The following is a 12521-nucleotide window of genomic DNA, read 5'->3' as shown; positions in this document are numbered from 1 at the left end:
TTAGGTAATGAGAAATCAACAAATAGAGCCTCCACAATTTCTTGTCATTGGTGCACAAAAAGCTGGAACAACATGGCTGTATCATCAACTATCTAAACATCCAGATGTGTTTATTCCACCCGTAAAAGAAGTTCACTATTTTGATCGAGATAAAGCATACAATAGTCCTAATCGATTGGCATTAGCGTCGGTAACTGAGCGTATTAATAGTAATTCTAGTTCGGCTAAGGAATGGAGAAAGCATTTACTTAATCATGTGATAAATCAAGATAGAGAAAGCATTTTCCAATCTCAATGGTACTTAAATTACTTGTTTGGTAACTATGATAATGATTGGTATAAATCTCTATATATTGGCAATAAAAGTAAAATCTGTGGTGAAGTAACACCATCTTACTCAATACTTAATAATTCAGATATTCAGAATATTAAGAAACTGTTTCCTGAAATAAAAATTATATTTTTAATGAGAAATCCTATAGATCGTGACTGGTCTCATTTTAGATATGATTGTCATCAAAGAAAAATACAACCATCAAGTGTACCGACTAAAGATATTCTAAATTTTATGAATAAAGATGGTGTTCGAGCGAGAAGCGACTATGCAAAAATTCTTAAAAGATGGACAGAGATTTTTAGTCAAGAACAAATACTAATTGGTTATTATGACCAAATTAAAGATCAACCACAAAATCTATTGAGTGATATTTGCTCATTTTTAGGTCTCGATTACTCAAATCATTTTAGGGAGCAATTAGTTACTAGAAAGTTCAATCAATCTCCTGATGCAGAAATCCCTATAGAAGTTGAGTTTCAACTTTTGCAGTTACATATTAATCAGCTACAAAGTCTTTCTCAAGCTTTAGGGAGTTATTCTACCCAGTGGTTATTAGATTCAAAAAGTAAACTAAGTAGAAGTAATTATCCTACACATCTAAAAATCTAGAAGTAATTGCAATACTCAAAGATTAAATATTCAGTAATTCTTTCTGATTAAAATTCAAACCCAATTAAAATGACTCAGTTAAAAAAAATTATTTTAATATTTTCAACTCAAAGAAGTGGTTCGACAATGGTCACTTCTGACTTTGCTCAGACACAAATATTGGGAAATCCAAGTGAATATTTTACTGAGAAAATTTTACCTAGTTCAAAGTTTAATAATTGTTCACTATCTATTGAAGAGATTAAAAAAGAAATAAATGATATTTTAGTAAAAGCAACGACTTCAAATGGTGTGGTTTCAATCAAAATAATGTCTGATTATATAATTGAAATTGCCAAAGCAATAGAAAAAACTGGTGTCCAAATCAATGAAACAGATCTTGACAAACGCTTAATAAATCTACCAAGAAAAGTGTATTTGCAAAGACTCTTTGTTGATTTCTTTAACAGCCTAGATGTAAATAATAAATTTATAGCTTTTCGTGTATACAGAAAAAACAAAGTTAAACAAGCAATTTCTAGATTTGTAGCTGCAAGAACAGGGCTTTACCACGTATGGCAAAATGATAAAGGAGAACTGGTTAATCACTACGATCGCCCAGCAGGTAAGGCGACTCCCTTTTCTTTGGATCTAGAAAAGTCATATGATTACAATCAAGTTTCGTCCATCATAGATTCTATTTATCAAGAAGAACGAGAGCTTGATATTTTATTTGAAAATTTTCAAATTTCACCTATTAATTTGATTTATGAAGACATTGTAAAAAATACAAGTTATCTTAATAATGTAGTTAATGAAATTGAATATTTGCAAAAGAGCAATTCTGTTAGTGATATTAAGAGGAAAACAATTAAAACGGCATCTGCTATAAATGCTGACTTAATACAAAGATTTAGTAATGATGGTGGTTATAATGGCAAAATTGAGTGTGTATTTCAACTACAAAATAATATTTTGAAGCATATTGCCTCACTTCCAAATAATATTAAGTGTTTTTGGAACAAGGAGATTATAGATCTAAAGGTTGATACACCATGTTTAAAATCTAGTGATAGCAGTCTTTTGATTGTAGCTGGAGTTTTAATCAGCCGCCTCAAGATAGATAGTATATCTGTTTACGATCCTAAAACTGGAAATCGATATCATGCAGAAACAAATTTAAAATCTGAGTTTTTTGGCACTGTTTACTGGGGAATTGATGCGAGTAATTATTCTAGATTTCGTTGTTTAATACCGTTGAATAACTATTGTTTAAGCAATCAAGAAACTTACAATTTGGAGCTTAACTATTCAATTGATGAATCATCTGCTATCAAGTTCGCGCAAATAGATATTTCCAGTTTTCTAAACTTAAATTCGCCGAATTTCGTAAATACTAATTGAACCGAAAGTGAGCAAAAACATTTTAGTACTCTCACCCACTCCTTCCCACCCACAAGATGCAGGTAATAGAAAGCGAATCTTCGCTCTTACAAAATATTTGCAAGAACTTGGTGCCACGATTTACTTTGTTTACTGTCCTCGTGAATGGGATCGTGAAATACCCAAAGATGCCTATGATGGAATGAATCGATGTTGGGATTATTTTTTCATCGCTTATCCTGTGCAACCTGCAGTTCATAGAACTGATAATGAATATTTTGAGCTTGATGCCTGGTGGGATGTAGGAATCGAGTTTGCAGTTAACTGGATCAAGTTAGCTGCTGATATCGACATGGTTTTATGCAACTATGTATTTTATAGTAAGGTACTAAAGTTATTTGACCAAAGCATTACTAAAGTTATCGATACTCACGATATTGTCAGCAATCGTAATTATCTTTTAGACAAAAGGTTGGGCTATCGAGATTTTTTCTATGTCTCTCCCGAATCCGAAAAAAAAGCATTAGACCGCGCTCATCTTATTTTATCAATCAAAGACGATGAATCTAGTTGGTTTAAGTGTCTATCGCAAACTCCTGTTTTGACTATTGGTCATCTAGAACCAGAACCATCTGAGATTCTTAACAGAAAGGTTGATTACAGCAATCTCAAACTAGGATTTATTGGTAGTGCGAACCCGATTAATGTCAGAAATTTGGAAACTTTCCTCGATAAGTACTGGAAAATTCAAAACAAATATAGCGACAAATTAACTTTTATTGTCGGCGGAAAAGTATGTGATGCTTTAGATTCTAGGTTTCACAGTCAAGTTCACATATTGGGAAAAGTAAACAATGTTTCAGAGTTTTATGATCTAGTTGATATCGTAGTGTTGCCATTTGAGTTTAGTACTGGACTAAAAATTAAAACTGTAGAAGCTTTATCTTGGTCTAAACCTTGCATCGGTACTATTAATGCCTTTGAGGGTTTAGGATCAGCTTGTCAATACCATAGTTTCAAAACTATCAAAGAATTAGCTCTCGGAGTTGAAGAGATAGTTCAAGCTCCCCAAACTACACTTCCAAAACTGCAACAAGACAGCAAAATTGTCTTCTCGAATTATACTAATAGCGTTAAAAAATCTATAGAAAAACTTTATCAAGTTGATTGGAAATCCATCAAAAAACATCAATTAAGTTTAGCACCTAATCGGACTCCAGAAATCGACAATGAAAGATTAAGTGTAAAGAAAATATATAACTTCAATATCATTACTAATGTTGACTTTTGGAATTCAAAAACCAATGAAGATCTCTGGATTAATTATTGGATAAATAACGCCAAGCAAATTGGTAATATTGATATATATCGAACTAAAAATTTTAAGGATTTAGAAGCCGATAAATTAGAACTCTATAAACTGGGATTAGTTGACAATGTTCATCATAGAGAACTGTATCAAATCATCCACCTATTCAAAGTAAACCACGATCAAAATCAGATATTTATTAACTTGTTAGATTTTAGCTCAATTATTTTTGATGATGCCTGTTTAGGAGAGCTTGAACATTTAGAATTAGTAGCCAATCACTATTTATTATACTTATTTAATAAGTCACACATTAATTCTAATCACACAATTAACAAAAATGTCTGCCATCTACTGAAAGAAGATAATAGTCATAGTAGTTTTTATCTTTGGGATTTAAATTGCGGTTTTTCCTTAGAAAGGGATTATGAAAAATCTCGTAATAGAAATATTTTATTAACAGATAATCCTATAACGTTAAATAAAACAGAATACAGCTCAAATAATTTAGAACAGATAGTCATTGGAACTTCTTTTATCAACGAAAATTATCGATCAGAATTAAACAAACTAATTCTCTGTTGCCAAGATTTTCTGCCACAGCATTTTAAATTAGTTGTCTTCTCTAATTTAGATGTAGAAATAACCAACTCTGCTTTTACTGTTTATTCTCTAGATGATGTAATTAATATAATACCAACAATTGATATGTTTATTTATATTGATGAACCTCAATCAATATCTTTTCTAATTTATCTTTGTATTTGCAATAGTATTCCAATGTATACCATAAATGAAGAGTTTACTCTCGATTTATCTGTAAGCAACTTAATCAAACTGATAGACAACTTCACTTTTATCCCGCAAGCTTATCAGGCATTTCTTGAACAATCTATTTTTGGACAAGAAGCCAATCGAAACTTAACCCATCATGACTCTTGGGAGCTTTTTTTAGAATACTGGTTAGCTAAAAATAAAAATAATGAGTCTAAAATTTTAGAAATGAATTCTCAGGAATTTGCCAGCAAAGTATAGTAACGAAGGAGTAATATGGATTTTTTACCCGAATCAGAAATAGTTAATCTTAAATACCAACTAGCACAGCAAATTAAGGCTAGTATCAATCGGTCTGCCTCTAATAAGAAATCGAATACACCTTTCCTAGAGAGCTGTGTAGACACCTTAGTTGACGAAATAGCGGAGTTGAAAATTGAAGTTTCTAAGTTAACTCTAAATTTATCTAGTCTAAAAAATGGTAATAGCAGTTATCACTCATCTTCCTCAGATCCTCTTTTTAAATCTTCTAGCGGGTCTAAGAAGATCAAAAATGATTTATCAGAATTTCCCATACAATTAACTCCAGAATTTTTACAAAATATTGATAACTTTTACTATCCTGAAACAGCGCCAAATGATAGTACTTATATCTGGCTTGGTCCTGAAAACAAGGCAACTATTGAGTTACCAGTAAGTATTACAGTTCCCATTAGATTAGCTCTTAACAACGTTAGATTTATAACTGACGACATTAAAGACAGCTTGACAATATTCATTAATGAAGAAAAACTCAAATTAGAACTATTCAAACAGAATGATGATTATACAATAACAGCATCTTGGTTGCCTTTAAATAATAGTATTAAAGATAAATGCATTATAGATATATGCGTAGACCAAAGTATTAGCGTAAAAGATTTATATCCGGAAGCCAGTGACACTAGAAAGTTATGTCTGGCTTTAAGTGAAATTGAAATTAAAACTAATTCTTTAGAATATGTCAATTCATAACTCCTTACCTAAAATTGCCATATTTATTCCCTCTTCTGTTATTGGAGGAGCCGAGCATTACATTAAAAATATATTGTATTTAATCGAGGAAATTGGCTTTGAACCAACATTAGTACTGCCCAAAAATCATAAAATTATTAACTTTTTTTCGGATCTAGCAGTAAACTATTTAGTTGCTGATATTACTTGGTCAGGAGATGCCGAAGATCTTAGTATAAGTGCAAGTTATCTTGATAAGCTATCTAGACAATATAGAGAATCTATCAAGATTTTAGAATCATTAAACCCCGATTGTGCCTTTATTAATCTTCCTTGGGTAGATTTTGGATTAGGAATATCTCTCGCTTGTCATGCTCAACGAATTCCGAGTACTAACTTAGTACATCTTTGTCCTTGGAAAGTTGATTTAAACGACTTAACTAAGCAGTTATTGCAGGATTTAGCAAAAGTCAACTCTAACTTCTTTACAGTATCTAACGATAATAGAATTCAGCTGGCTTTATCCACAGGAATTGATTCCAATCTGATCAAAGTATTTTATAATTCGCGAGATATTGAAAGTGAATATGTTTCCTTGACCCCTAGACAGCACAAAACTTATCGCTTGGAATTACTTGATGAACTGAAATTACCGTTAAACTCTTTTTTATCCATTTCTGTAGGACGGTTTTCTCATCAAAAAAATTTTCTAGATATTATTACTTCTTTTTCTTTGGTACATGATAAGTTGCCAAACTATTATCATCTGTTCTTAGGTGAAGGAGAATTAAAAGACTATTATCAAAAAATTGTTCTAGATTTGGGTTTATCTGATCAAATAAAGTTTTTAGGCTACAGGAAAGGTGTTGCAAAATTCCTAGCACTTAGTGACCTATTTATTTCTACAAGTTTATATGAAGGACTTGCACTTAGTATCTTAGAAGCTGCTCAATTGAATTGTCCAATAGTCGCCACAAATTCATCCTCTGCACAAGAAATAATTCCTTCTTCAGAGTATGGACTACTATATAATCCGGGTCAATATCATTTACTAGCAAAATATATTGAGTTTGCTTATTTTAATCCCAATAAGATGAAAAATAAAGCTTTTAAATTGAACTCTTGGTGTAAAGAAAAATTTTCTCTAACTCAATTTGAAAGCAATTTAAAAAGTATTCTCCAGGAATCAGTTAATAGTCAAATTAGCGATAAATCTAGTATACCAGTATCTTATAATCCTGAAACCAATTATCTTCAATTCAATAGAAGCTTTAATATTAGTAAATATAAGTATCAAGGACTCCCTAAAGAGATTATAGAAGCAGGTAGTGAGCTACCTTTATCTGTTCATAGCTATAGTAATCAAATATTAGAAAAAAGTCATCCTAAATATCTGCACTGTATATACAAAATTGCTAAAAAATTTTTATATACTAAAGTAATTTTATGTTTTGGTTCTTTCAATAGTAACTTTTTTCGAAATTACTATTTAAAAGGAAAATACTTATTATTTATTATCTCTTTGGATAAACCTAGTTGTGTGACCTTGAGTTTGCACCATATAAATCATACTTATTGGGGACAAGATTTAGAACCGGATTGTCTGGCTAAATTTACTACATATGAAAAAGTAACTAATTTAGTAGAATTAGAAAATATTAACTTAAATAAAACAAAAATCAATCATTGTTTCACGTCAAAATATCTACTTAATTCCCATTTGAAATTGCCTAAGAATAATAATTTAAATAATTTAAGTATTAATTTAAAAATGATTGAAAGCTTATTTGAACCTACTCATTATTACTTGATAGAAGAAGATCCTATATCTAACAGCATGAAAATGAAACTAGCGCATTAGTTTATTTAAAATCTAGAGATAAATAGGACCAAAGTTAAATTATAAATCGAAATTAAAGTTTATTATTAACTGTTATCAAAAATAGATATATAACTTGACAATAATTTGTTATTTAAATTCCCCAAGATTTCATCATAAACTCAAATAAATTAATAAATATGAAAAAAATTTGCATAATCTACGCTAACTGTCAAAATAAGTTAATTGCACAATATCTAGGTAGATCACAGCAGTTTAATCAAGAGTATCTAATTAAAAGATTCCCTGTACATCAATTGATGGAAAAAGGTTCAACAATAATTCCCAATCGATTACTTAAACAAGCTAAATTATTTATTTATCAACCAGTCAAAGATATTCATGGCGATCGCAGTACCAAATATATACTAAGTAAACTATCTTCTGATTGTCAGTGTATATCTTTCCCCCCACTTTACTGTACAGGTTATTTCCCGCAGTATTGCAAGAATCCTGTTAATAAAGTAATTAAACCAAATTATCCTTTCGGTGTATTTCCTCATGGGGATACTAATATTATTTCGCTGTTAGAACAGGGAAAAAGTGTAGCAGAAATTACTGAAATATTAAGCGATCCCAATTTTTACACTCAAGAATTCTTGCTAGCTAATATCAATGAAACTTTAAACGAACTTGCTCGACGAGAATCCCAATTAAGCATTAAAGTTACTAGTTTTATTAAAGCACATTATCAAAATCACTATTTGTTTTACACTCAAAATCATCCTAGTGATATTCTGGGAATATATGTCGCCAATCAGATATTAAAGCTGCTGAATATGCCTCCCTTGGGTGATGAGCTATCATTATTCAACCCTGTGCGGGGAGTATTAGATAATATTCAAATACCAATCTACCCCAGTGTCATTAAACATTTAGGACTTACTTTCGCTAATCAAAAAAATGTTTACCGAAATGCTAGTTTTTGCACTAACCAAATAACCTTTGAAAGATACATATCGGAGTATGTAGATCTTCATTTATCAGATTCAGAAAGTTCTATTTTCTATCATTTCCAAGGCATAAAATTTTCTAAACAAAACAAGCTTGCTAAAGCATCCGCTGTTTTAAAAAAGGCAATTACAATCCAACCTAATAATGCAGCTTACTATGGAGAGTTGGGTAATGTCTTGCAAAAGCAAAATAATTTTACTGATGCCGAGGATGCATACCAAAAAGCTATTGAGCTAAGTCCTAATTGGGAATACTTCTATAAATTACTGGGTGATGTTTTAAGTAAAAAAGAGGATTTTACTGGAGCAATACTTGCTTATAAACAAGCGGTAGCATTAAATCCTGAAAATGCAGATTTTTATTGCTCACTTGGCGACACTTTTGTGAAGCAAAATAATTTTGATGCTGCCGAACAAGCTTATCAACAAGCTGTAGTAATTGATCCAACTAAAGCTTACTACTATCAATGCCTAGGAAATATTTTTGATAAAAGGAACAATTTGAATTTAGCGATTTCTAACTACAAAAAGGCAATTGAAATACATCCTAACAAAGCTTATTTTTATTATCTTCTGGCGAATGCTCATTTAAGGCAAAATAATTTTCGTGAAGCAATCACTGCCTGCCAAAAAGCTATTAAGCTAAATCCAAAAAATCCCAATTTTTATTGTGTTCTAGGAAATATTCAGTTACAAAAAGGAGATTTTGATGATGCATCTAAGGTTTATCAGCAGGCAATAAAATTAGATCCTAATCAAATGACACAAATCTTTGCTAATTTGGGTAACTTTATTAAAGAAAAAACAACCACAGAAGTAACTTCTTATGAAAATGTATCAGCCAAACTGGTACAAGCAAACAGTTAAAACTTCAAGTAATTTGTTTAAGTTGATTAAGAATTACGATTGACTTGATGGTTCTGGTTCCTACACTTTTTTATCTAGAGCTTGAATACCTAGATTTTCCGTCATAGATTAAATTAATTTGAAGTCTATCGAACTTTTAGTTTTCTTTGTCGTCAAAAAACTGTCCAGAGTGTTGTTTACTGAAAAATCATCCAAAGCGGTTTACTTCAAAAACATGACTACAACTATGCTGTCAGCATTCCAATAAACAGTTTGCAACTTAATAAAATTTCAAACTTAGAAAAGATGATTGATTTTGAAGAGAAAACACTATCGATAAACTCTCAAAAACATCTAAAAATAGCAATTGTTGGTGGTAGTAATTCGGTAATGCGATCTGGTTATACTAAGTATTTGCAAAAATATATTGCCGGGGAAACAGGTGAAAATGTAGAATTTTCAAACTTTTCCCTTGGTGGAGTAACTAGTCTCTGTGGAGTAATTCAAAATTATAGATATAACATTGCGAAAAACTACGACATTATTTTCTTTGAATACTGTGTCAACGATCGCTCTGCAGTTATTGCTGGAAAATATTCGGTAAGAAAAGCTGGGATGGCATTAGAAGGGTTGATTAGACAGTCAAAGTCTATGAATCCTAACTGCGTAATCATTATACTTATATTCGGAACGAACCTTCCCATATATTACAATAATTGCTGTCAAATATCTGCTACTTATGAAAGTATAGCTCGACGGTACGATATCCCTGTAATCAACATTACTGAGATTTTGCTAGAAACCAAAGGTATTAAATTTGTCAAAAGTCTCTATAAAAAAGACGATTCATTCCATTATGCGCGTCCCAAAGGAACCAAAATAATTGGAAAATTAATTGCTAAGCAAATGATGGCAAATAATTGGTTAATCCCCAAATTCCAACAAATCAATAAATACTATAGAATGTACGCCGGACATCTACAAAATTTGAAATTTTCTAGCGATTTTGATTCTCAATTGAATCAAAACAATATCAAAAAATCAACCTTTAAAAATAGTCTTTTTGAAGAGGAAATATATACTATCAAGGCTGACGCTTCTTTGAATTTTCAGTTTAAAGGCAGATTATTAGGTATAATGCTTAAATCAGATTGGTATGATGGACTATTCAAAATTAAGTTGAAAGAGCAAGAGTTAGTTACCAGTTCCTTTTCCGCTTGGGTTGAAGAAGAGGGAATGAGTAATATTAATTTGATAAGTTTACCGTATCAAAAAAATATTAGCTGCAACGAATTAACTGAACTATCTATTTCTGTTTGTCAGAAAAACGTTGAGAATTACGAATTAGATGTACGTAAAAGAAAACCTAAAGTAAGTCCAGAGGAATGGAAAACAAGCATAATAGGAATTGCATATATAGGAGCAATAAATTAGGGCGTTGCTGATCTAAGGTATGAAACTCAAAAGTATTTTTTCGTAGGTCTAAGCTTTTTGCAAAGAGATAAATTAACCTCGATTCAGCAACGCCTAAATTAGCTAGGGTTTTTCTGATTTGATGATAGGTCTACAATTCTTTTTCCAGATAGCAAGTTAAAAAACTTTCACATTAGATAAATTTTAGAGTCGAACTAAGTTACAAGAGTCGCCGGTTATTTGTATTGCTATAATCAGCTTTATAGCAAATCTTCAAGAATTTTGTACACATGGCAGACTGGCAAGTAGTTAGTGGCGGAGTAACTGCGCCCAAAGGATTTAGGGCAGCAGGCATTGCTGTAGGTTTAAAATCTTCTGGAGCAAAAGACTTAGCGTTGATTTTATCGGAAACAGATGCGATCGCCGCAGGGGTATTTACAACTTCTCAAGTACGTGCAGCTTGTGTTGACTATTGTCGTCAACGCCTTCAAGCTAAAGCCAGTGCCAGAGCTATTTTGTGTAATGCAGGGCAGGCTAACGCAGCAACAGGAGAACCAGGTTGGGAAGATGCCCAAGAAAGTGCCAAATTATTAGGTCAAGAATTAAATATTGCTCCCGATGATGTTCTTCTTGCTTCTACTGGGGTAATCGGACAAAGGATTAAAATGGGTGCGTTGCGTAAAGGGATTCCTCAGGTTGTCAAGGCAGCTACCAATGACGGGGGGGCAGATGCTGCCCAAGCCATTATCACTACTGATTTAGTGCCTAAAGAAATTGCCCTCGAAACTACCATCGACGATCGCCCTGTTAGAATTGGAGGGATTGCCAAAGGCTCGGGGATGATTGCTCCTAATATGGCAACGATGTTGGGCTTTATTACCTGCGACGCTGCTGTATCTACTAATCTTTGGCATGAGATGCTTAAACGGGCAGTAGATAAAAGTTTTAATCAGATTACTGTTGATGGCGATACTAGTACCAATGATTGTGTAATTGCACTGACTAATGGACAGTCTCGTACTCCTGCTATAACTGCTCAGAGTCAAAATGCCCAAAAGTTAGAAAATATGTTAATAGCAGTCTGTCAGTATTTAGCTAAAGCGATCGCTCGTGATGGAGAAGGTGCAACTTGTTTAATTGAGGTACGAGTATCTGGAGCCTCTAACGATCAAGAAGCTTCTCAGGTAGCTAAAACCATTGTCGGTTCATCATTAGTTAAATCTGCTATCTTTGGACGCGATCCTAACTGGGGTCGAATTGCTGCAGCAGCAGGTAGGGCAGGAGTTAAATTTCATCAGGATCAATTGAATATCAAGTTAGGAGACATCCTACTCTTGAAAAATGGACAACCACAGGACTTTGATCGCGATGCAGCAAGCAATTATCTAAAGCAAGCTGCTGCTGGAGAGTATTTAAAAACAGATACAGTACTTATTGCTGTCGATATTGGCGTAGGTTCTGGTCAAAGCACTGCTTGGGGTTGTGACTTGACTTATAAATATGTAGAAATCAACGCTGAATATACTACTTAGTCAATTTTGATGGTTTTCCATCTAACTTTGATTACAAGAAAGGCGATCGCCATATATCAATCTAGATATCAGGATCACCTGGAATAATTTTCTCTAACTTTTAACTAGTTGTCAGCTTATAGCCACCAGCCTGGTTTTAACTCCTTCACGTCTATAAAGTAAAAAAATAGAGGTGATTTGACGCCACCTCTATGCCAATCTAGTTAAAAGCTATAAGCTTATTTGAGCGCAGCGAGTTTAACTTTCTTCTTGTCTATTTTGCCGTTCCATTGTGTCGATCGCGGCGTTAACCGCCGCTAATCGTGTCTCTAGTTCGTTGCGCATGGATTTAAGAAAATTGAGTCTACTTTGTCTCCAAGTTGCAGCAGAATTAGACTCGGGATTAAAACAAAATTTGTGCCAAGGAAAAAACATCTCTGTACCTCCAAATGGAAAGCTCGGTGTACCTTTAATGTAAGATAATCTCCAAAATTCGGCAGAAAAGAAAAATATCAATACTATTTCTAGATCTCAA

The 12521-nt window shown here is 32.6% G+C and carries 9 protein-coding genes; 8 read left to right on the top strand and 1 reads right to left on the bottom strand.

The window, feature by feature from the left end; all coding sequences use genetic code 11:
• The first annotated feature begins 7 nt into the window (after positions 1 to 7).
• From PLEUR7319_RS0130550 to argJ, 8 genes are all read left to right on the top strand, one after another.
• The gene (locus PLEUR7319_RS0130550; protein WP_019509042.1) at positions 8 to 946 is read left to right on the top strand and encodes a sulfotransferase; all 939 of its coding nucleotides are present in this window, start codon (positions 8 to 10) and stop codon (positions 944 to 946) included.
• A gap of 69 nt (positions 947 to 1015) precedes the next feature.
• The gene (locus PLEUR7319_RS0130545) at positions 1016 to 2329 is read left to right on the top strand and encodes a Stf0 family sulfotransferase (protein WP_019509041.1); all 1314 of its coding nucleotides are present in this window, start codon (positions 1016 to 1018) and stop codon (positions 2327 to 2329) included.
• A 7-nt stretch (positions 2330 to 2336) separates the two neighbouring features.
• Positions 2337 to 4652, top strand: coding sequence for a glycosyltransferase (locus PLEUR7319_RS0130540; protein ID WP_019509040.1), 2316 nt, complete (start codon positions 2337 to 2339; stop codon positions 4650 to 4652).
• Between the two features lie 15 nt (positions 4653 to 4667).
• Positions 4668 to 5405: a hypothetical protein gene (locus PLEUR7319_RS0130535; protein ID WP_019509039.1), complete on the top strand. Its 738-nt coding sequence runs from the start codon at positions 4668 to 4670 to the stop codon at positions 5403 to 5405.
• On the top strand, positions 5392 to 7245 hold the full coding sequence (locus PLEUR7319_RS0130530) for a glycosyltransferase (protein WP_019509038.1): 1854 nt from the start codon (positions 5392 to 5394) through the stop codon (positions 7243 to 7245). The genes PLEUR7319_RS0130535 and PLEUR7319_RS0130530 overlap by 14 nt, the downstream gene beginning before the upstream one ends.
• A 158-nt stretch (positions 7246 to 7403) precedes the next feature.
• Complete coding sequence (locus PLEUR7319_RS0130525) at positions 7404 to 9083, top strand: WcbI family polysaccharide biosynthesis putative acetyltransferase (RefSeq protein WP_019509037.1); 1680 nt, start codon at positions 7404 to 7406, stop codon at positions 9081 to 9083.
• 252 nt (positions 9084 to 9335) lie between these two features.
• Positions 9336 to 10496, top strand: coding sequence for an SGNH/GDSL hydrolase family protein (locus tag PLEUR7319_RS0130520; RefSeq protein WP_237743641.1), 1161 nt, complete (start codon positions 9336 to 9338; stop codon positions 10494 to 10496).
• A 269-nt stretch (positions 10497 to 10765) separates the two neighbouring features.
• Positions 10766 to 12007 (top strand): bifunctional ornithine acetyltransferase/N-acetylglutamate synthase, encoded by a 1242-nt coding sequence (gene argJ, locus PLEUR7319_RS0130515; RefSeq protein WP_019509035.1) that lies wholly within the window; start codon positions 10766 to 10768, stop codon positions 12005 to 12007.
• A 237-nt stretch (positions 12008 to 12244) separates the two neighbouring features.
• Here the strand turns inward: argJ and PLEUR7319_RS41735 are convergent, their stop codons facing one another.
• Positions 12245 to 12421, bottom strand: coding sequence for a hypothetical protein (locus PLEUR7319_RS41735; RefSeq protein ID WP_019509034.1), 177 nt, complete (start codon positions 12419 to 12421; stop codon positions 12245 to 12247).
• Positions 12422 to 12521 lie beyond the last annotated feature (100 nt).

The organism is Pleurocapsa sp. PCC 7319 (assembly GCF_000332195.1).
In the GTDB taxonomy this organism is placed as follows: domain Bacteria; phylum Cyanobacteriota; class Cyanobacteriia; order Cyanobacteriales; family Xenococcaceae; genus Waterburya.
The sequence above is the reverse complement of the archived record's forward strand: the minus strand, read 5'-3'. Positions and strand labels throughout refer to the sequence as shown.

What these genes read in the sequence shown, in the direction of transcription:
- PLEUR7319_RS0130545 (WP_019509041.1), top strand. Translation starts at nt 1,016, where the DNA reads ATGACTCAGTTAAAAAAAATTATTTTAATATTTTCAACTCAAAGAAGT.
- PLEUR7319_RS41735 (WP_019509034.1), bottom strand. Translation starts at nt 12,421, where the DNA reads ATGTTTTTTCCTTGGCACAAATTTTGTTTTAATCCCGAGTCTAATTCT.
- PLEUR7319_RS0130535 (WP_019509039.1), top strand. Translation starts at nt 4,668, where the DNA reads ATGGATTTTTTACCCGAATCAGAAATAGTTAATCTTAAATACCAACTA.
- argJ (WP_019509035.1), top strand. Translation starts at nt 10,766, where the DNA reads ATGGCAGACTGGCAAGTAGTTAGTGGCGGAGTAACTGCGCCCAAAGGA.
- PLEUR7319_RS0130530 (WP_019509038.1), top strand. Translation starts at nt 5,392, where the DNA reads ATGTCAATTCATAACTCCTTACCTAAAATTGCCATATTTATTCCCTCT.
- PLEUR7319_RS0130525 (WP_019509037.1), top strand. Translation starts at nt 7,404, where the DNA reads ATGAAAAAAATTTGCATAATCTACGCTAACTGTCAAAATAAGTTAATT.
- PLEUR7319_RS0130550 (WP_019509042.1), top strand. Translation starts at nt 8, where the DNA reads ATGAGAAATCAACAAATAGAGCCTCCACAATTTCTTGTCATTGGTGCA.